A 20,910-nucleotide genomic window follows, 5' to 3' on the forward strand; every position below is an offset into this window, starting at 1 on the left:
CAGCCGAGAGCAGATGCCGTCAGCTTAGAACTTGTAGGAACCGCTCAGGTAGAACTGGCGGCCCAGGGCGCTCGAGTACGATGGGTTGTAGCCCACTTGATGCGAACCCGTGTTACGCAGGGTGAACGGCGGATTGCGGTCGAACAGGTTCAGGATGCCGCCCGTGATTTCCACGTTCTTCATCGGACGGTAGGCTGTCTGGAAGTCGAAGGTGGTATAGCTCGGCACTTCCAGCTGGATGCCATAGCATTCGCCAGGGCTGCCGGCCACGATCACGGCGCAGTCTTTCGCCGTCTGTTCCTTGTCCGTGTAGCCATTGCGGTAGCTGGCGCTCAGCGTATGCGTGAACTTGGCCGTCTCATACGTGGTGGTGGCACGGATGATGTTGCGGAAGCTGACCTTGTCGTTCGAACCGTAGCGATTCAGGCTGGTTTCCCATTGATCATCGGTGCCCGGCGTCGTGTAGCGCGAACGCAGCAGGTAGGTACCCATCAGGCGGCTCGTCAGGCGGCCGTCCAGCAGCTTCATCTTGTGGGTGAAGTCGTAGTCGATACCGCGGTTTTCCACCTTGCCGATGTTAATCGGCAGCAGCTTGATGGCCAGCACGTCCTTGCCCGTCGAGCTGATGTGCTTGGTGGTGAACAGATTGGCGTACTTGGCAGGATCGTTGAAGATCAGGCCTTCGGACACGGCGGTCACCTGGTCGCGGATTTCCACGTTCCACAGGTCGAACGACATCGACAGGCTGTCGATTGGTTCGAACACGGTACCGATGCTCCATTGCTTCGACGTTTCCGGCTTCAGGTCCGGGTTGCCGCCCTGGAAGGCTTCGAATTGCTGGCGTCCCACGCCGCTGCAGTAGCTGGCCAGCGGATGGCCGCCCATGCCGGTCGCCGCCGTCAATGGGCATTGATAGTTACCGCCCGTGACGCCCCAGTCTTCCAGTGGGCCGGCGATTTCCTGCATGCTGGCGGCGCGGAAGCCGGTGCCGGCAGCGGCGCGGAACATCAGGCTCTTGGTGGCGGAATACTTGCCGCTGACTTTCCAGGTGGTGGCGTTTTCTTTCTTGCCTACCGTCTTGCCCGTCAGCTTGTCGTCGATGGATCCGATCTGGTCGTAACGCAGCGAGCCGGTCATTTCCAGTTTTTTCGAGATTGGCATCATCAGCTCGGCGTAGGCGCCGGCATTGTCGCGTGCGTATTCACTGTCGACTTGTGCATTGTCAAACAGGATCTGCGCCTGTTTGGCAACATTCGCCTGCTGCACCTTGTACGAGGTGTTGCGGTAGTCGGCGCCCACGCCCAGCATGGCCGTGCCGCCTGGCAGCGAGAACACAGGACGCGAAGCGCGGCCGTCGATGCCCTTCATTTCCACGGTTTGCGTGTTGTAGGTGCCGCTGAAGCCTGTGCCCAGCAGTGCCTGGCGCATGGCGTCCGGCATGGAACCGACCGGGTAGGCGAACGGGTCGATATTGCCGGCGGCTACTTGCGCGTCGAATTTGTCCGCCAGCGGGAAACCGCTGACGTATTCTTGCGTCTGCTTGTTTTTCGAGTACGTTACGGCGGAGTTGATGTCCCAGCCGAATGCATTGCCATCGATGCCGGCGACGATGTGGGTGGCCTTGGTGCCGTAATCGTAGACGCGGTTACCCATTTCCGACAGGCGGTAGTTGGCGACGGCGCCCGTGGCGTTGGCCAGTTGCGCTGGCGTCAGGTTCGGCGCCAGATATTTGTTGAACAGCGGCGAGCCGACATCGACGGAGAAGTCGGCCGGGTACGGCGCAATGCTGGCGACGACGCGCGCTTCCGTGTACGCAAGGTCATAGAAACCCTGGAAGCCGGTTTTGCCCAGTTTGACGGTACCCGAGCTGAAGATGGCGTCGCGCTTCGATTCGGGATTGATTTCGATGGTCGATGGCGAATCGAAATAGCAATTGCCGTTGCCATAGAAATCCATGTTGCTGGCGGCGCATTTGCCGCCATGGGCCAGTGCGTACGGGTTCAGGTTGACGCTGTCGACGAAGGGCTTGTTGGTCTCCGGATTGATGACTACAGCGCCCGTCACCGGATCGGTGCGGTTGTAATCGACAGCGGCGTTGCCAGGCGCCGAGCGCGAGGAACCGTTGATGAATTGCAGTGCCTTGCCGTTCTTCGGATCGTTGAAATTGATGATGCCGCTTTTCGCGAAGCTGCGCTGCGATGCTTTCAGCGATTTTTGTTCGTCATGGCTGGCCGACACGAAGATGCTGTAGCCATCTTCGTCGATGTCGCCGAAACCCTTGCTGATGGAAATCGAGTTGCTGGCGCCGCCTTTTTCTTCAGGACGCGAGTACTTGGCATTGATTTCCAGCGGCGACGCGCCTTTTTTCAGGATGAAGTTGACCACGCCGGCGATGGCGTCGGCGCCATACAGTGCCGAGGCGCCGTCCGTCAGCACTTCCACGCGCTCGATGGCCGACAGGGGGATCGAGTTCAGGTCGATGGTGGTGCCGGAATTGGATGGCGCAATACGGCGGCCGTTCAGCAGCACCAGCGTGTAGGCTGCGCCGATATCGTGGATCGAAGCCGTGGTGACGCCGCCGCCGCCGCCGCCAACCGAATCGGCGGCCACGGAGAAGCCCTGCATCGCAGGAATTTGCTGGATGAAATCGGTCACCGTGGTGACGCCGGTTTTCTTGATGTCTTTCTGGTTGAACGACTGCACCGGCAGCGACGCTTCGGAAGCGATGCGCTTGATGCTCGAACCGGTGACTTCCACGCGTTGCATGGTGCCATCTGTTGTTTCTTGTGCATACGCGGCGTGCATGCTTAGGGCCATGCCGCCTGCAAACATCAGGCGCAGCGACCGCGATATTACATTTTCTATCATCATCTGAAATTCCTTGTTATTGTGATAAAGGCGGCAATTATTTTGAAATAACTTGTTGCTTACTAACAATTTATTTGCCTTTTTACAAATCCACCAATGAAAATTCTGTAAATTTTCAGGGCCCTCATCAAAACATTCACGATTCAGATTGTCAATTTCGTGCGGACTTTTTGGACGAAATGCAACATTTCCCTGTTTTTTTTGTAATCCTTCAGCAATAAAGTATCGCGGACCCTTGTCAGCCCTGCTCAGATGCGTAAAATAAAACGGCGCACATCATCGCTGATGGCGCCGTCTTTGGCATGGCTGGCACACGCTGGCCAGCGCTGTCTGGTCTGTCTTTCTTCCGTCACTCCCTCAAAACGTATAGCTGCCGCGCAAGTAGTAGGCGCGCCCGATCGGGTCCGTATAGCGCGGGTCATAGCCTTTCTGGAACAGGGTGCCCTGGTTCGAGAATGGCGGTTCCCTGTCCAGCAGGTTTTTCACGCCGGCCGTCAGTAACAAGCCTTTCCACACGTAACTGCCCGACACGTTGAGCAGGCTGTATGACGGCACATCGTGGCGGTATGGCGGCTCGACCAGATTCTGGTCCGTGTAGCCGGACTTGAACGATTGCGACACGGTGGCGCCCCAGTTGCCCAGGCGCCAGTTCAGCGCTGCCGTATGTTTCCAGCGGAACACGGGATTGTTGTCCGCATAGCGGCCCACGTTGGCAATGAATTCGCCGCCGCGCTCGTTCTGGTAGTCATACTTGTGGGTCCACGTGCCATCGACCGACACGCTGACATCGCCATACGCGCCTCGGGCCAGGCGCGCATTCAGGCTGACGTCGATACCGTCCGTTTTCACTTCGCCGAGGTTGTCGTTCAAGTCCAGGATGGCGTAGGGCGAACCATTGGGATTGCGCAAGAACAAAGCCTTGTATTTTTCGTAGTTGCCGAAGATCGATTGCTCGGGCAAGGACGAAATCTTGTCCTTCAAATGGATGTTCCAGTAATCGATGGCGAGCGTGACTTCCTTGATCGGTTCGAGCACGAGGCCGACGGCGAAGGTGGTGGATTTTTCCGGTTTCAGGTTTTCATTACCGCCTTGCAGCTTGAATTGCTGCAAGTCGCAATCGCGCAGGGGATTGGCGCCGGGCTGCGGCACGCCGCCCGGGCACAGGATGGGGTCGTCGTAGGTATCGTTGGTGTCGTTCTTCGATGGCGGCGCATTCTTTTCAAACAAGGTGGGCGCGCGGAAACCCGTGCTGGCCGAGCCGCGCAGCACCAGCGCGCTGCTGGCCTGGTAGCGCAGGGCCAGCTTCGGATTGGTGGTGCTGCCCACGTCGCTGTAGTGGTCGAAGCGGGCGGCCAGCTGCACTTCCAGGTCCTTGATCAAGGGCAGGTTGACTTCGCCGAAGACGGCCTGGATCGTGCGCGAGCCGCTCTTCGACAGCGAGCCGGACAAGCCGGAACTGGCGGCCTGGCCGGCGATATCGCGGTTGACATTGAAGTCGGCCTTTTCGTGCCGTACTTCGCCACCCAAAGCGATGGCCAGCGGACCGCCGGCCAGCTGCATCAGTTCGCGGCTGCCCTTGATGTCGAAGCCCGTGGTGGTGACCTTGGCGTTCTGCACCTCGCCGCGCAGGGCGGTGCTGTCCAGGTAAGCCTTGCCGGCCGCGTCCTGCACGCCGAACGGGTTCAGGATGCCGTTCAACACGCCGGCGGCAAAGCCCGCATCCTGCACATAGCCGCCCGTGAACTTTTCCGACGACTTGCTGATCGCGTGGCTCAGGCCCGTCTTGTAGTCCCAGCCGGACAGCTGGCCTTCGAGCGCCAGCACCAGGCGGTCCGCCTTGCCATCCGAATCGATCTGCCGCTGGCCTGCTTCCACGGGGCGCCAGTTGACGCTCAGTGGCTGGCCCGACAGGCCCGGCTGGGCCGGCACGCCGCCCGCATTGCCCGGATAGTATGGACTGGTGCTGGGCAGGATCAAGCCCGTTTGCGGCGGCGGCGCCGTGCGTGCCTTCACCTTGTTTTCCGAATGCAGGTATTCCACCGTGGCCAAATGGCCGCCACCGAGCTTGAAGGCGCCCTTGCCGAAGAATGCCAGCTGTTCCTGTGCGGGCAGGTTGTCGATCTGGCGCGTGTAATCCTGGCGGCAGGTGCCGTTGGCGGCTGCCACCGACAAGGGCGGCAGGCAACCGCTGGCCGCGTAGGGATTGCCGGCCAAGCCGTCGCCGCCATTGGCCGCCGCATCGAAGTAGTTGCCGGGGAAAGTCGTGCCGCTGGTAATGGACAGCCCGCGCGAGGGGATGATGCCGGTCTTGGAAAAGTCACGGTCCTGCGACGTCAGCACTTTTTGCTTGTGGTAGTCGAGCACGCCGAAAATATTGTAGCCGTCCGTGTCGAGCTTGCCGAAACCCGTCGACAGGTTGACGCGGTGCTCGCCGCCACCCTTGTGTTCGGGCGAGACGACCTCGGCGGTGATATTCGTGACATTCACCGAGCGCTTCGTGATGAAGTTGATGACGCCGCCGATGGCGTCCGTACCGTAGATGGCCGAGGCGCCGTCGCGCAGCACTTCGACACGCTCCAGGGCGGCGATCGGGATGATGTTCAGGTCGACGCTGGCGCCGTCATACGGATGGTTGGCGATGCGCCGGCCGTTGAGCAGGACCAGGGTCTTGTCGCCGCCCAGGCCGCGCAAGTCGGCGCTGGCCTGACCGCCCGTGGGCAAGCCGCTGGTATTGCCGCCGACGGCATTGCCGCTGCCCATGCTCGACGCGTTCGAGGGTATCTTGCTCAGCACTTCCTGCGCCGTCGTCAAGCCCTGCTTGGCGAAATCTTCGGCCTTGAAGATGGACAAGGGCGTCGCCGTTTCCGAGACGAGGCGCTTGATGGAGGAACCGGTGACTTCGACTCTCTGCATGGCGGCGGGCTCGCCGGCGGTGCCGGTGTCCTGCGCCATGGCCGCATGGCCATACGCGCCGAGCAAGGCTGCGCACAGCAGGCGCAAGGTGGGGGAGGGACTACGGGTTTGCGTCATCTGACACTCCTGTGGCGTGGGTTTGGCCAAGTGGCCTGCAAGGGAGTTTTACAGGCGCGCAGCAGCTAAGGTTTGTGCTGGCACAAGAGCTGTGCGGATGAGCGACCTGGCGCCACAGTCCGGGCGAAAAAAAAGCGGTGATTGCTCACCGCCTTGCGTCAGGATACGGATGTCGGCTTAGAAGAACTTGTAGCTGGCGCCCAGTTTGAAGTAGCGGCCGATGGCGCCGCTGGCATCCATCGGGTTGTAGCTCATGCCGCCGTAGGTCAGCGGGTCGAGCGGCGCGATCTTGTCGGTCACGTTGTTGATCGAGGCAAACAATTGCAGCTGTTTGTTGACGTTCCAGCGGCTCGACAGGTCGAGCGTGGTGAACGAGGCGAGCTTGCAACCGTTCGGCGCCGCGGTGCCGTCGGCCAGCTTGGAAGCGCACGGCTTGCCTTCAAACAGAATGTTCTTCATGTCCGAACGGTAGTTCAGCACGCCGCTGACGTTCCAGTTGCCCAGGTCCCACGAGCCGGTCAGATTGATCTTGTCCTTCGGCGTGCCGGCGCAGTTGGACGTGTCGCAATTGCCATGCGTGCCGGCGAACTGGTAGCGCACGGTGGACGACTCGGCCCGCACCCACGAGGCGATATGGGTCCAGGTCAGGCCGAACGTGGCGCGGCCGTAGTCGCCCAGGCGCACGCGCTGCTTGACGTCCAGGTCGATACCCTTGATCTCCGTGAAGCTGGAGTTGCGGTACGGCGCCTTGGTGATCAGCAAGGTGCCCGTGTTCGGCGTAACGACGCCATTGATGGTCAGGTTGTTGTCGGCTCGGATGGCCGTCGGCAGGGCGGCCGCTTCATTGTACGGCAGCGGGTTGATCTCGTTTTCACGCTTGATCTTCCAGGCATCGAGCGACAGGCTGGTATCGTTGAACGGATCCCACACGAGGCCCAGGGTGTAGCCCTTGGATTTTTCCGGCTTGAGGCTGGGGTCGCCGACCTTGACGGCCGCCACTTGCAGTTCGCAGTCGCTGGCATTGGCGCCCGGCAGGCGGGTGCCGCCCGGGCAGCGCACGGGATCGCTCACGGTCGAGGTGCCCGTCGATTGCGAATCGGCGTTGCTTTCGGCCGGGCCCGGTGCGCGGAAGCCTTCCGAATACGTGCCGCGCACGGCGAAGGTTTTCAGCGGCGTCCACTTGGCGCCCAGTTTCGGTGTGGTCGACGAGAAACGGTCGTATTTGTCGTAACGCAAGGCGCCCGACAGTTCCACCGTCTTGATGACGGGCGCCAGCACTTCGAGGAACACGGCCGAGACCTTGCTGTCGCCCTTGGCGGCCACGTAGCTGGCGTTGATGGAACCGTCTTCCGTGCCCGTCAGCGATGGATTGTCGAGCTTGTCGCGGCGGTGTTCCGCGCCGATCGCCAGGCCCATGGCGCCACCGGGCAACTGCATCAGTTCGCGCGTGGCCTTGAAGTCGATGATGTCGAGCTTGGTCGTGGAATCGGAGGTGGCGTTCGTCACCATGGCCGCGTACAGCGATGCGGGATTCTTGCCCGCTTGCGCGCCGATGTAGTACGGGAAATATTGGCTGTTCGGATTGCCCAGCGCATCCCTGACGACGGCCATGTTCAGCATGTTGCTGTAATCGAGGTGCAGTTTCGATTCCGAATGCGTGTAGCCGGCATCGTAGTCCCAGCCCATGGCATTGCCCTTGATGCCGAGCACGATGCGGTTGAACTCGTTGTTGGCCGTGCGCGTGCTGGCGCCTACGTCGAAGGCCTGGTAGCGCACGCGCACCGGCACGCCATACGGATTTTGCGGGTGGTTGGCGGCCAGCACGATGCTGGTGCCGGTGCCGGTGGCGTAGTTGATGACGCCCGCCTTGTTGCCGGCGTTCGGCGGGAAGGCGACGGTGGGCGTGACCGACGGCGGTATCATGGCGAACGCCGTATCGCGCTTCGAGTAGCCCGCTTCCGCATACACCTGGGTGTCGGCATTGACTTGCCAGGTGCCGCGCGTGTACAGGTTGATCGATTCGATCTTCGGCTGCATCGCGCGGAACTGGTCGTGGTGCCACAAACAGCCGCCCTTCGGATCTTGCGGTGATGACACGGACAAGCTTGAGCAGCCGGGCAGGGACACATAGTTGTTGGTGACGGGGTCGCGGATCAGGCCTGTCGGTGCCGCATTCGCATCGTTGTTGCCATTGATATAGCCGCCGGCGAACTGAGTGTTGATCGCATAGCCATACGGGCGCAGGTCGGCCTTGCCTATCCATTTGCGGCCGGCGCGGTCGCTGTTCATCAGCATGTCCGATTTGCTGTATTCGGCATTGACGACGACATTGAATTTATCCGTATCGAGGTTGCCCTTGCCGAAGGTCAGCGAGGCGCGGTGCTGTTTGGCGTCGCTGTCGCCCGAGATGCCCGTGTCGCCTTTCAGGGTCAGGCCTTCGAAGTCCTTGCGCAGGATGATGTTGACGACGCCGGCGATGGCGTCCGCGCCATAGGTCGACGAGGCGCCGTCCTTGAGGATTTCAATGCGTTCGACGATCTGCATCGGCACGGTGGACAGGTCGGTAAAGCTCTTCTGGCCGTCATCGGCGCGCGCGAACGGCGCCATGCGGCGGCCGTTGAGCAAGACCAGGGTCGAGGTGGCGCCCAGGCCGCGCAGCGAGATGGCCGTGGAACCGGCGGCAAAGCCGTTGCCGAAGCCCGTCGGCAGGGAGCCGGCGCCATCGGCGGTCAGCGTTTGCAGGTATTCGGCGACGGTGGCCTTGCCCGATTTCATCAAGTCGTCGCGGCTGATGACCTGGACCGGCGATGCGGTCTCGGCCGTGGCCCGTTTGATGCTCGAGCCTGTAATTTCCACACGTTGTACATTGGCGTCTTGCGCCATTGCCGGCGCCGCCATCATGCCCAGGCTGAGCGCTGCTACGCTACCCGAAAAAATCAGGCGTACGGAGCGGGACATCACTGTTTCCATCATCATTCTCAGAACTCCGAAAGTGTGCTCGGCCGGCCCTTGTGCGGCACAGCTTTGCCAGGGTGATAAAGATTGCTGCGTCGGCAATCGCCATGGATCAAACGGCATATCGTGTGAGCCGTCGTGATTGATAAGACCACTTGCCGAGAAACCTTGTCAACGCGCACACATCTGCTTTCAGCATGGAAACAACAGTGTTTTTTATCATGTTGATGCGTTTTAATAATTGCAATTATTTTAATGTTGCAGTGCGATGCGTATTTTCCGTACTGCCATAAAAACAGCTGTCATTGACGGCCATAAGGGGTGCTGCCAGGCCGATTTTCCATGGACGCCGCCTGTCTATGCTGCGCTGCGGAAGATTCTCCCCGTGAGGCTGGCGGCCGTGGCTGCGCGTCACGCCAGCGCTGCGGCTTTTCGCCCGGCGAACAGAATATGCGTTATCGTTACGCCTTTTTCCGGCTCGCCCGTATGTAGACGCGGCTGGCCATGAACAAGGCATAGATCTTGCGAGGATGGACTGGTTTTGGCGGTGGAATCCTGTATCCCAGGGGGAAGCCAGTACAAGCGCACCAATACGGTGCGACAGATAATCGAGATGAAGGGTATTACATGAAGTCACCATGGATGCGGCGCGTGGCGCTGCTCGCCTGCCTGGCCACCCTGCCGCTGGCGGCCATTGCCGCCGATGCCGCCCCTGCTGCCGCAGCCGCGCCGGTGAAAACCTTGCGCTATATCTTGCCGGCCGCCGAGACGGGTTTCGATCCCGCTACCGCGCGCGACCTGTATTCGAACCACATCACGCAGGCCGTCTTCGACACCCTGTACACCTATGATTACCTGGCGCGCCCCGTCAAGGTGGTGCCCGGTGCCGCGGCTGCCATGCCGGAAGTGTCCGCCGACGGCAAGACCTACACCATCCGCCTGAAAAAAGGCATGTATTACACGCCGGACCCGGCGTTCGGCGGCAAGCGCCGCGAACTGACGATGGCCGACTACGTGTATTCGTGGAAGCGCCTGTTCGACCCGCGCCTGGCCTCGCCGCACAGCTGGCTGTTCGAAGGCAAGGTAGTGGGACTGGACGACCTGGCCAAGGATGCGGCCAAGTCGAACAAGCTCGACTACAGCAAGAAGGTGGCCGGCCTGGAAATCCTCGACCCGTACACCCTGCGCGTGACCCTCACCAAGACCGATTTCAATTTCCCCATGATCCTCGCCTACGTGCCCACGTCCGCCGTGGCGCGCGAAGTGGTGGAGAAATACGGCGACGTGAAGGGCGAAGTGGGTTCGAATCCCGTCGGTACCGGCTACTACACCTTGGGCGAATGGACGCGCGGCAACCGCATCGTGTTGAACCGCAACCCGCAGCACTTGCCGGAAACGTGGAATTTCCTGGCTGGCGACGACCCGGACGACCAGCGCATCGTGCGCCAGATGCAGGGCAAGCGCATTCCCGCCATCGACCGCATTGAAATTTCCGTCATGATCGAAGACCAGTCGCGCTGGCTGTCGTTCCAGAGCGGCGGCACGGACGTGTTCTGGCTCGATGGCCCGCTGGCGCCGAAAGCGCTGCTCAACGGCAAGCTGCGTCCCGAGCTGGCGGAGAAGGGCGTGCAATTGTCGCGCCTGCTGGACCCGGAAATCAGCTATTACTACTGGAATATGGAAGACCCGACCCTGGGTGGCTTCAGCAAGGAAAAGATCGCCCTGCGCCGTGCCATTGCCATGGCACACAATATTGACGAAGAAATCCGCATCATCTGGAATGGCCAGGCCAAGCGCCTCGACTATCCGATCCCGCCCGGCGTCGTCGGCTACGATCCTCACTACAAATCCCTGCTGCAATACGATCCCGTGCTGGCAAACAAGTTGCTCGACAAATTCGGCTACAAGAAGGGTGCCGATGGCTGGCGTTCTTTGCCGGACGGCAAGCCGCTGCTGATCCGCTACGCTTCGCGCAACGAAGCGAACGGCGTGCTGCAGGCGGAAATGTGGCGCAAGACCTACAACTCGCTGGGCATCCGCATGGAAAACGACCGCATGATCTTTTCCGACATTTTAAAGACGGAAAAGCAGTGCAAGATGCAGACGCGCACGGCGCCATGGCTGGCCGACTATCCGGACGGCGACAACTTCATGCAGCTGTTCTATGGCCCGAACACGCACCAGAACAATAATGGCTGCTACCAGGATCCCGAATACGACAAGTGGTACGCGGCCAGCCAGGCCATGCCGGCCAGCCCCGAGCGCGACGAGCTGTTCCACAAGATGGCGCGCCGCCTGGAAGTGAATGCGGGCGCCCTGATCGGCTATGCGCGCTACCGCAACATGCTGGCGCAAAAGTCGGTGCTCGGCTACAAGAAGCACCCGATCATGTTCCAGGAATGGGCGTACATGGATATCGACAGCACGGGGGCGCCGGTGGCGCCAGCTGCCGACTCGGCTAAAAAATAAGCGCAGCTTATAACGACAAGGAATCATTATGTTTGCTTATATCCTGCGCCGCCTGTGGCAGATGCTGCCCACCATGCTGGGCGTCGTCCTGCTGGTGTTTATCCTGTTTAACTGGGTGGGCGGCGACCCCGCCTACATCCTGGCCGGCAAGATGTCGAGTGCGGAAAGCATCGCCAACATCCGCCGCCAGCTCGGCGTCGACCAGCCGTATTACGTGCAGCTATGGATCTTCATCAAGCAGATCGTCACGTTCGATTTCGGCCAGAGCTGGGCCACGGGCGAATCCGTGTCGCACATCATCACCTCGCGCCTGGGCCCGTCGATGATGGTCCTGATCCCGCTGACCGTGCTGGAAACGTTTTTTGGCGTGGCGCTGGCGCTGGCCATCGCTTTCGTGCGCGGCTCGCTGACGGACCGCGCCGTCATGATCGCCTGCACGGTGGGCATGTCGATTTCCATTCTCGTCTACATCATCGTCTTCCAGTATGGCTTTGCTTATAAACTGGGCCTGTTCCCCGTGCAGGGCTGGGGCGACAGCTTCTGGGAAAACCTGCTGCGCTATTCGACCTTGCCGATCTTGATCGGCCTGGCCGTCTCGATCGCGCCGACCCTGCGCCTGTTCCGCACCTTCGTGCTGGACGAGGCGAACCAGGATTACGTGCGCACGGCGCGCGCCAAGGGCCTCAAGGAAGGCCGCATCATGTGGGTGCACGTGCTGCGCAACGCCGCCATTCCCATCATTACCTATGTGATGTCGAACTTGCCGGCCCTGCTGATCGGCGCTTTCCTGCTCGAGCGCTTCTTCGGCATCCCCGGCATCGGGCGTGAAGTGATCCTGGCCGTCGAGCGCAGCGACTTTCCGGTGATCAAGGCGATCACCGTGTATGTTGCCGCCGCCACCATGCTCTTCAACCTGCTCACCGACCTGCTGTACCAGGCGGTCGATCCTCGCGTACAACTGAAGTAGAAAGAGACGATGTCGAAACCTCATACATCGCCCGGCCTGTGGGCCCTGGCGTGGCGCCGTTTGCGCGGCGACAAGATTGCAATGGTATCGCTGGCCGTGGTCGGCGCCTTTTTCCTGCTGGTGCTGGCGTCCGCCAGCGGACTGGTCGCCTCGAACTGGGAAGACGAAGTGGCCGTCAGCTATGCGCCGCCCACGTTTGTCGGCGCCGACAAGGACGTGGCCGCCGATGGCGCCATTCCCCTGGCCGATGAGCGCAGCGCGCCCACCCCCGTCAACGTGCTCGATCCGCTGGCCGACGACATTGCCGAACTGCGCGCCCAGATGGGTAGCAATCCTTCGGCTGGAGTGGAGATGTACGGCGTTACCGACCCGCTGGCCGACGACTTGACGGCCTTGCGCGCCGGCATGGGCAAGGCGAAAAAGCTCGTCACGCACAAGGCGGCGACACTGCCGTTCGGCGCCGACAAGTGGGGCCATGACATCATTCAGAAAACCATCAAGGGCGGTGAAACATCGATCGTCGTGGGCCTGGTGGCAGCCTTGCTGGCCGTCGTGCTGGGCACCTTGTTTGGCGCCGTGTCCGGCTACTTCGGCGGCATCGTCGATGATTTCTTCAACTGGTTCTACAGCATCTTTACGTCGATTCCATCCATCCTGATGATCTTGACGGTGGCGGCCGTGCTGCAGCAAAAGGGAGTGCTGACCATCGTGCTGATCCTGGGGCTGACTGGCTGGACAGGGCCGTACCGCTTGATCCGCGCCGAATACATCAAGCACAAGGCGCGCGAATACGTGATGGCGGCCGACGCGATCGGCGCCTCGCACTGGCGCAAGATGTTTTCCCACATCTTCCCCAACGTGAGTCACGTGGCGCTGGTGCAAATGTCCATCCTCGTGGTGGGCTTCATCAAGGCGGAAGTGATTCTGAGCTTCCTCGGCTTTGGCGTACCGGTGGGTACCGTCTCGTGGGGCAGCATGCTTAACGAGGCACAAAATGAACTGATCCTGGGCAAATGGTGGCAGCTGACAGCCGCCGCCACGGCGATGGCCGTGCTGGTGACGGCGTTCTCGCTGTTTACCGATGCCTTGCGCGATGCGCTCGACCCCAAAGTGAAATAGGAGTTGCTCATGGACCAGAATAACCTGTTGGAAGTGCGCGACCTGCGCGTCACCTTCCGCCTGGACAAGAAGACCACGTTCGAAGCCGTCAAGGGCATTTCGTTCAACGTGCCGCGCAACAGCACTGTCGCGCTGGTGGGCGAATCGGGCAGCGGCAAGTCCGTCAGTTCGCTGGCCGTGATGGGCCTGCTGCCGCCCGATAACACCATCATCGACCCCGCCTCGAGCATCCATTTTGGCGGGCGCAATTTGCTGGACCTGTCGATCGCCGAGCGGCGCACCATGTGCGGCAAGGATATTTCGATGATCTTCCAGGAGCCGATGTCGTCGCTGAACCCTGTGTTCACCGTCGGTTTCCAGATCGCCGAAGTGCTGCGTCAGCATATGGGCATGAACCGCAAGCAGGCGCGGGCGCGTACGCTGGCGCTGCTGGAGGAAGTAGGCATTCCCGACCCGGCCACCAAGATCGACGCCTACCCGAGCCAGATGTCGGGTGGCCAGCAGCAGCGCGTGATGATCGCCATGGCGATCGCTTGCGAACCGAAACTCTTGATCGCGGACGAACCGACGACGGCGCTGGACGTGACGATCCAGAAGCAGATCATGGACTTGATCGCGGCGCTGCAAAAGAAACATCAGATGTCCGTGCTGTTCATTACCCACGACCTGGGCCTGGTGGGGGAGATCGCCGACCAGGTGATCGTCATGCGCCATGGCGAAGTGCGCGAAACGGGCGAGGTGCGCCAGGTATTCGAAGCGCCGCAAGACAGTTATACCAAGGCCCTGCTGCATTGCCGCCCCTCGCTCGATGAGCGCCCGTGGCGCCTGCCCGTGATTGCCGATTACATGGAAGGCAAGGCCGGCCCCGGTGTCGAGGTGAAGCAGCGCACGCGCGGCTACACGCCCGGTGACGAGCCCGTGCTGGTGGTAAATAACCTGAGCAAAAGTTTTTATACGCGCGAAGGCCTGTTCGGCAAACGCGAGTTCCAGGCCGTCAAGGATGTGTCGTTCACTTTGCCGCGCGGCAAGACCCTGGGCGTGGTGGGCGAATCCGGCTCCGGCAAGACGACGGTGGGCCTGACCCTGCTGCGCCTGCACCAGGCAACGGGCGGCACGGCCATGTTCCACGGCAAGGACCTGATTGCCATGCCGAACAAGGAGTATTTGCCGTATAAACGCCGCATCCAGATCATCTTCCAGAATCCGTATGCGTCCTTGAATCCCAGGTTTACCGTCGGACAGATATTGCTCGAACCGATGCGCATCCACAGCATCGGCGCCGATGACAAGGAGCGCATCGCCAAGGCCTACTGGCTGCTCGATAAGGTCGGCTTGCCGGAACAGGCCTTCCACCGCTATCCGCACGAGTTCTCGGGTGGTCAACGCCAGCGCATCGCCATTGCCCGCTGCCTGACCATGCAGCCGGAAATCCTCGTCTGCGACGAATCCGTGTCGGCGCTGGACGTGTCGGTGCAGGCGCAGGTGCTCAATCTGTTGCAGGACTTACAGGATGAGTTCGGCCTGTCCTATATCTTCATTTCACACGATTTATCGGTGGTGAAATACATCGCCGACCAGGTGATGGTGATGCACAAGGGGCAAGTGGTGGAACTGGCCGATTCGGATGAACTGTACCGCAATCCCGTGCATCCGTACACGCGTACCTTATTGAGCGCCATACCGAAGGGCGTGCAAATCTAAACACGCTTTTACGGTAAGATAGCGACCATGCCCAACCTCATTTACCTGCTCGAACATTACGGTGTCCTGATCGTCTTTGGCATCGTGCTGGTGGAGCAGCTCGGCCTGCCGATTCCCGCTTTTCCCATCCTCGTGGTGGCGGGGGCGCTGGCTGTCGATGGCGACATGAATGGGGCGCTGGTGCTGGCCGCCGCGTTGAGTGCCTGTCTGATCAGTGACTTCACGTGGTTCCGCGCGGGCCGCCATTTCGGCAAGCGCATCCTGCGGCTGCTGTGCCGTATCTCCCTGTCGCCCGATTACTGCGTCAGCCAGACGGAAGACAAATTCAAGCGCTGGGGCCCGAAAGCCCTGATCGTCTCCAAGTTCGTGCCGGGCTTCAATACCGTCGCCGCACCGATGTCGGGCGCGCTGGGTACGCCGCCGGGCCTGTTCTTCCTGTACGCGGGCCTGGGCGCCTTGCTGTGGAGCGGCACGGGCATCGTCGTCGGCGTGATCTTCCATGCCAGCGTGCAACAGGTGCTCGACTTGCTCAGCACCATGGGCAGCACGGCTCTGCTGATGCTGGCCACCTTGCTGGGCTTGTTCCTGCTGTACAAATTCCTCGAACGCCGGCGTTTCCGCCAGGCCTTGCAGATCGAGCGCATCGGCATCGATGAATTGCTCGAACTCATAGAGCAGGGCGAAGAGCCGCTGATGGTCGACGCGCGCAGTGCCACGGCCCAGGCGCTGGAACCGGCGGTGCCGGGCGCCTTGTTCTTCAATGGCAAGGAGCCGGTACCTGCCATGATCGCCATGGACAAGGACCGCCACATCATCGTGTATTGCAGCTGTCCCAACGACGTGACGGCAGCGCAAGTGGCCAAGCTGCTGCACCAGCACGGCTTTCACCGCGCCAAGCCCCTGCATGGCGGCCTGGACGCCTGGAATGCCGCCTACCGCTCGGACCAGCCGGCGCCCGCCAGCCTGCTGGGCGAAGGCTTGCCGTCCTGATCGCACTGCTTCCTGCTCGCCAGGCGGGCAGTCAGAAACCGGTAGTAATAATACGAAAACCGCTTTGCGGCAGCGTCAGGACAGCGGCGCCGCACCCGCGCCACCGCGTACAAAGCGGCTTTGCGCAAACTCCGGCATACTGTGTTTTCAAGGCGGCTCCTGCTGCTGTGCAGCATGCTTTTCGCGCGCCTGATGAGTGCAAGCACTTACTATAAATCATTGTTTCTAAGCAATTTTGGCGTTGCCTGTTGCATTTGGAGTGGAACTACCAATAAAGGCTTGTTTTGATGTACTTAAACTACAAACTTTGCTTGCCTCCGGGCGCATTCATCCTTTAAGCTTGGCGTCCCATGCGTCCCACTTCATCATTTAAAATCATGAGCGCTTCGTCTTCTCCCGTACTGCCGACTTCCGCCTTCGCCGATGGACCGCGCCTGCTGGCCGACGTGGGCGGCACCAATGCCCGTTTCGCCCTGGAAGTGGCCGCTGGCCACATCACCCTGGTGGAAGTATTGCCCTGTGCCGATTACCCTAGCCTGTCCGCCGCCCTGCAAGCCTATCTGGCCTTGCCGCACATCGCTGCCGCCGGCGGGCAAGCCGTGCGCCATGCCGTGATCGCCATCGCCAACCCGGTCGACGGCGATTTCCTCAGCATGACGAACCACCACTGGTCGTTCTCGATCCGCGCCATGCGCGAAGAGTGCGGTTTCACGACTTTGGACGTGGTCAACGATTTCACGGCGCTGGCGCGCTCCTTGCCGCAACTGTCGAGCGAGCAAAAGCACCAGGTGGGCGCGGGCACGGCCCGTCCGAACACGGCCATCGGCCTGATCGGCGCCGGCACGGGCCTGGGCGTGTCGGGTCTGATTCCATCGCACGGCGGCTGGATCGCCCTGCAAAGCGAAGGCGGCCACGTCAGCTTTGCGCCGTTCAATGAAGTGGAAGTGAGCATCCTGCAATTCGCCTGGCGCGAATACGAGCACGTCTCGGCCGAACGCCTGATTTCCGGCGATGGCCTGGAACTGATCTACCGCGCCCTGGCCGACCGCGCGGGCGTGCCGGCCGAAGACTTGCCGGCGGCGGAAATCACGCGCCGCGCGCTGGCCGGCGAATCCCAGTTGTGCGACGATGTCATCGAAGCGTTCTGCTGCATGCTCGGCACGGTGGCGGGCAACGTCGCCGTCACCTTGGGCGCACTGGGCGGCATCTATATCGGCGGCGGCATCGTGCCACGCCTGGGCGCGCGTTTCGACCGCTCCGGTTTCCGCGCCCGCTTCGAGCGCAAGGGCCGCTTCGCCAATTACGTCTCGCAAGTGCCGACCTTCGTCATCACGGCGCAGTACCCAGCGTTCCTGGGCGCATCGGCCATTCTCTCGGAGAAACTCGCCTCCCAGTGATGTGCGAGTAGGGGCCGATATGTCGCGCCAGTGCCGGGTAAAACGCGTGTTTTGCCCGGTTTTGCGCTTTTCCGCTTTTTATCAGGTACAATTGGCATCGTTGGATGAAACGACGACTGTCGCTCTCCTGTCTGGCTGGTTCGCCGCCACGGGAAAAGCAGCTGCTCCGGAGTTCGTTTCATTGCTGGTTATTTAAGGCCAGCACCATGAATGGCAGGACTTTCACTGCATCCGCTTTAGTCCCGCTTTGCGCGCATCGGCCAAGGCGTCGGAAAAACAGCCTCAACTAGTAACCCAGCACGGCGTCATCATCGATGTCTGCCATCTGTTACGTTGAAATGAACGTTTTTGATTTCTTTCTCTGCATACGAATTGCAACACACATCCGCACAGAATTGCTATGAATACAATTGAGGCTAAAAAAGTCCTCGAAACCGCGTTGCTGTGCGCTCGTGAATCGCTGACGATCCACAGCTTGAAGAAGCTGTTCGTCGATGCGGACGAGAATGGTCGCGTGCGCGGTGTCGGCGTTGGTGCCGACACGATCAAGCAGTTGCTGGAAGAGTTGCGCGATGAGTGGGAAGGGCGCGGCATCGAGATCGTCAGTCTGGCCTCGGGCTGGCGCTTTCAAAGCCGCCCGGAAATGAAGATGTATCTCGACCGTTTGACGCCCGAGCGGCCGCCCAAGTATTCGCGGGCGACCCTGGAAACCCTGGCCATCATCGCCTACCGCCAACCGGTGACGCGCGGCGATATCGAGGAAATTCGCGGCGTTGCCGTCAATTCGCAGACGATCAAGATGCTGGAAGACCGTGGCTGGGTCGATGCCATCGGCTACCGCGACGTGGTGGGACGGCCGGCCTTGCTGGCCACCACCAAGCAATTTTTGGATGACCTGGGTTTGCAATCGCTGTCCCAGCTGCCGCCTTTGCAGCAAATCAGCGAGATGCAGGGCAATGGGCTCGAAGCCCTGGAAGCGGCCCTGCAGGAAAATTTTGACAAGGCAAGCAATGAGCTTGTCCCCCAGCTTGGTGCAGGTAGCAATACGGCTGTGACAGATGTAGATGTGACAGCAAGCCTTGATGCCGGCCCCGATGCTTCGCCCACGGACGAAGCCTACACTCACGACCCTGCGCCAGAACTAACGGTTGACGCTGCGCCAGGTCAGCACAGCCAAGAAACGAAGAATGAATAATCCGAACACACCCGAGACAGTTACCGCCAGCGACGAAGCTATCGTTGCCAAGCCCAAGCGCCGCACCAAGGCCCAGATCGAAGCCGATACGGCCGCTGCCGTTGCTGCAGGCGACACCGCCGCTGCCAAGCCGAAGCGCCGCACGAAAGCCGACGTGGCCGCCGACTCAGTTGCTGAATCCTCCGTCGTCGCCGCCGCTGAAACCGAAGCTGTGCCAGCCGCCAAGAAAACCCGCGCCAAGCCAGCCCTGAAGGCTGTGGCCGACGCCGCCGAAGCGGCTGCCGAAGCAGTCGCCGCCCCTGCGCCGCGTCCGCCGCGCGCCCGCGCCGCCGCCAAGGCCGCTGCCGCCGTCGCTGAAACGGCGCCCGAAGCCGTTGCTGACAAGCAGGCCGAAGCACGCCCGACCCGTGGTCCGCGCCAGATGCGTGGCGTGCAGGCGGAACGCGCACTGCGCCAGCCGCCGCGCGCCGAAGCGCCGCAGGCAGCCGACGCCGTTGCAGCAGCACCTGTCGCCGAGCAAGTCGCCGCCCCTGTCGCCGACGTGTTCGATGCCGAAGGCAACCTCGTGTCCGGCCCGCGCCTGCCGCGCGGTCCGCGCAACGACGTGCCGGGTGCCGGCAAGAATGCCGGCAAGAGCCGTAAAAAGGGCAAGGGCCGCCAGGCTGCGCCAGGCAAGCTCAGCGATGCTGACGCGGTCTTCTCGTTCGTTACCTCCGACGCGTTCGACAGCGAAGAAGGCGGCACGGGTCGCGTACAGAAAGTGGCCGTGCGCCGCGACCTGACGTCCGACGACGACGCGCCGAAGCTGCACAAGGTGCTGGCCGAAGCCGGTCTCGGTTCGCGCCGCGACATGGAAGACTTGATCATTTCGGGCCGCGTGTCCGTCAATGGCGAGCCGGCCCACATCGGCCAGCGCATCCTGCCGAGCGACCACGTGCGCATCAACGGCAAGTTGATCCAGCGCCGCGTCAGCAAGAAGCCGCCGCGTGTGTTGGTCTACCACAAGCCGGCCGGCGAAATCGTCAGCCACAACGACCCGGACGGCCGTCCATCCGTGTTCGACCGCCTGCCGACCATGAAAGCGGGCAAGTGGCTGGCCGTTGGCCGCCTCGACTTCAACACGGAAGGCTTGCTGCTGTTTACCACCTCCGGTGACCTGGCCAACCGTCTGATGCACCCGCGCTACGGCATCGACCGCGAGTACGCCGTACGTACCCTGGGCGAGCTGGAAGAGGGCATGCGCCAGAAACTGCTGGCCGGCGTCGAGCTGGAAGACGGCCTGGCGCAGTTCTCGAAGATCGCCGATGGCGGCGGCGAAGGCATCAACAAGTGGTACCGCGTGGTGATCGGCGAAGGCCGTAACCGCGAAGTGCGCCGCATGTTCGAAGCGATCGGCCTGACCGTGTCGCGCCTGATCCGTACCCGCTACGGCGCCATGACCCTGCCGAGCGGCCTGAAACGCGGCCGCTGGGAAGAGATGGATGAAAACACCGTGCGCGACCTGCTGACCGCCTACGGCATCGAAAAGAAAATGCCGGCATCGGGCGATCCCCGTGCCGCTGGCGCCGCCAAGGGCCGCGAAGCGCGCAAGGCGAGCCGCGATGACGAGCCGAATGGCAACCGCATCGATGTAAGCAACCGCAACGCCGATCCATTCCCGGTCGCGCCGCGCCGTGGTCAGCCGCAAGGCCAGTTTGCCCGTCCGCAAGGCCAGGGTCGTCCAGGCGGCGCCGGTCGTCCAGGCGAAGCCCGTGGTCCTGGCCGTGGCCAGCCGCAAGGCCCGTTCCAGGGCGGCCAGCCGCGTTCGTCGGCCTCGTTCGAAGGCGCGCCGCAAGGCCAGGGCCGTCCGCCGCGTGCGGCAGGCCAGGGTCAAGGCCGTCCGGCCGGTGGCGGCGAAGGCCGCGCACCGCAGCGCGGTCCGCGTCAGCCCGATCCGCTGCAAACGGCATTCGGCTTCGCCAACACGGGTCCGCGCCGCAATACGGGTGGTGGTGCCGGTGGGCAAGCGCGCTCCGGTGGCCAGCCGCGTGGCGGCATGGATCGTGGCGGCATGGATGGCATGCCGCGCCGCCGCAGCAAAGGTTAATCGGGAAGAGTTTCTTCTTGCGCGCCCGCCGATCTGCCGCGGGTGCGCGCTCTTGTAACTGTTGTAAGCCGGGCCGCTCCTCGTGTGCGGCATTGCGGCGAAGTTAATAAGAGGTTATAATCTGCAGCCTAAT

11 protein-coding genes are annotated in these 20,910 nt (G+C 61.7%); 8 read left to right on the forward strand and 3 right to left on the reverse strand.

Going from position 1 to position 20,910, the window contains the following annotated elements; genetic code table 11:
- Positions 1–24: 24 nt before the first annotated feature.
- The 3 genes from OPV09_RS06880 to OPV09_RS06890 all read right to left on the reverse strand — a co-directional run bounded on the left by OPV09_RS06880 (position 25) and on the right by OPV09_RS06890 (position 8,856).
- Positions 25–2,766: a TonB-dependent receptor gene (locus OPV09_RS06880; protein WP_175560494.1), complete on the reverse strand. Its 2,742-nt coding sequence runs from the start codon at positions 2,764–2,766 to the stop codon at positions 25–27.
- Positions 2,767–3,225: 459 nt separating this feature from the next.
- Positions 3,226–5,898, reverse strand: a complete 2,673-nt coding sequence (locus OPV09_RS06885) for a TonB-dependent receptor (protein WP_081368148.1) — start codon at positions 5,896–5,898, stop codon at positions 3,226–3,228.
- Between the two features lie 177 nt (positions 5,899–6,075).
- Positions 6,076–8,856, reverse strand: a complete 2,781-nt coding sequence (locus OPV09_RS06890) for a TonB-dependent receptor (RefSeq protein WP_081368149.1) — start codon at positions 8,854–8,856, stop codon at positions 6,076–6,078.
- 624 nt (positions 8,857–9,480) lie between these two features.
- Here OPV09_RS06890 and OPV09_RS06895 point away from each other — a divergent pair.
- From OPV09_RS06895 to rluB, 8 genes are all read left to right on the forward strand, one after another.
- Positions 9,481–11,322: an ABC transporter substrate-binding protein gene (locus OPV09_RS06895; RefSeq protein ID WP_072454296.1), complete on the forward strand. Its 1,842-nt coding sequence runs from the start codon at positions 9,481–9,483 to the stop codon at positions 11,320–11,322.
- 28 nt (positions 11,323–11,350) lie between these two features.
- Entirely contained in the window at positions 11,351–12,289 is a 939-nt protein-coding gene (locus OPV09_RS06900) for an ABC transporter permease (RefSeq protein ID WP_034760169.1), read from the forward strand.
- Positions 12,290–12,298: 9 nt separating this feature from the next.
- Positions 12,299–13,408 carry an ABC transporter permease gene (locus OPV09_RS06905; protein WP_230515668.1) on the forward strand — a complete coding sequence of 370 codons (1,110 nt, stop codon included), beginning with the start codon at positions 12,299–12,301 and terminating at the stop codon, positions 13,406–13,408.
- 9 nt (positions 13,409–13,417) lie between these two features.
- On the forward strand, positions 13,418–15,109 hold the full coding sequence (locus tag OPV09_RS06910; RefSeq protein WP_331777550.1) for an ABC transporter ATP-binding protein: 1,692 nt from the start codon (positions 13,418–13,420) through the stop codon (positions 15,107–15,109).
- Positions 15,110–15,136: 27 nt separating this feature from the next.
- Complete coding sequence (locus tag OPV09_RS06915) at positions 15,137–16,099, forward strand: VTT domain-containing protein (RefSeq protein ID WP_034760160.1); 963 nt, start codon at positions 15,137–15,139, stop codon at positions 16,097–16,099.
- A 377-nt stretch (positions 16,100–16,476) separates the two neighbouring features.
- Complete coding sequence (locus OPV09_RS06920; RefSeq protein ID WP_338680944.1) at positions 16,477–17,496, forward strand: glucokinase; 1,020 nt, start codon at positions 16,477–16,479, stop codon at positions 17,494–17,496.
- Positions 17,497–17,896: 400 nt separating this feature from the next.
- Positions 17,897–18,691, forward strand: a complete 795-nt coding sequence (scpB, locus tag OPV09_RS06925; protein ID WP_034760153.1) for an SMC-Scp complex subunit ScpB — start codon at positions 17,897–17,899, stop codon at positions 18,689–18,691.
- Positions 18,684–20,777: a 23S rRNA pseudouridine(2605) synthase RluB gene (gene rluB, locus OPV09_RS06930; protein ID WP_338680945.1), complete on the forward strand. Its 2,094-nt coding sequence runs from the start codon at positions 18,684–18,686 to the stop codon at positions 20,775–20,777. Before scpB ends, rluB begins: the two co-directional genes overlap by 8 nt.
- Positions 20,778–20,910: the final 133 nt, after the last annotated feature.

It is taken from the genome of Janthinobacterium sp. TB1-E2, from assembly GCF_036885605.1.
GTDB classification, from domain to species: Bacteria; Pseudomonadota; Gammaproteobacteria; order Burkholderiales; family Burkholderiaceae_D; genus Janthinobacterium; species Janthinobacterium aestuarii.

What these genes read in the sequence shown, in the direction of transcription:
- OPV09_RS06880 (WP_175560494.1), bottom strand. Translation starts at nt 2,766, where the DNA reads ATGCAACGCGTGGAAGTCACCGGTTCGAGCATCAAGCGCATCGCTTCC.
- OPV09_RS06885 (WP_081368148.1), bottom strand. Translation starts at nt 5,898, where the DNA reads ATGACGCAAACCCGTAGTCCCTCCCCCACCTTGCGCCTGCTGTGCGCA.
- OPV09_RS06890 (WP_081368149.1), bottom strand. Translation starts at nt 8,856, where the DNA reads ATGTCCCGCTCCGTACGCCTGATTTTTTCGGGTAGCGTAGCAGCGCTC.
- OPV09_RS06895 (WP_072454296.1), top strand. Translation starts at nt 9,481, where the DNA reads ATGAAGTCACCATGGATGCGGCGCGTGGCGCTGCTCGCCTGCCTGGCC.
- OPV09_RS06900 (WP_034760169.1), top strand. Translation starts at nt 11,351, where the DNA reads ATGTTTGCTTATATCCTGCGCCGCCTGTGGCAGATGCTGCCCACCATG.
- OPV09_RS06905 (WP_230515668.1), top strand. Translation starts at nt 12,299, where the DNA reads ATGTCGAAACCTCATACATCGCCCGGCCTGTGGGCCCTGGCGTGGCGC.
- OPV09_RS06910 (WP_331777550.1), top strand. Translation starts at nt 13,418, where the DNA reads ATGGACCAGAATAACCTGTTGGAAGTGCGCGACCTGCGCGTCACCTTC.
- OPV09_RS06915 (WP_034760160.1), top strand. Translation starts at nt 15,137, where the DNA reads ATGCCCAACCTCATTTACCTGCTCGAACATTACGGTGTCCTGATCGTC.
- OPV09_RS06920 (WP_338680944.1), top strand. Translation starts at nt 16,477, where the DNA reads ATGAGCGCTTCGTCTTCTCCCGTACTGCCGACTTCCGCCTTCGCCGAT.
- scpB (WP_034760153.1), top strand. Translation starts at nt 17,897, where the DNA reads ATGAATACAATTGAGGCTAAAAAAGTCCTCGAAACCGCGTTGCTGTGC.
- rluB (WP_338680945.1), top strand. Translation starts at nt 18,684, where the DNA reads ATGAATAATCCGAACACACCCGAGACAGTTACCGCCAGCGACGAAGCT.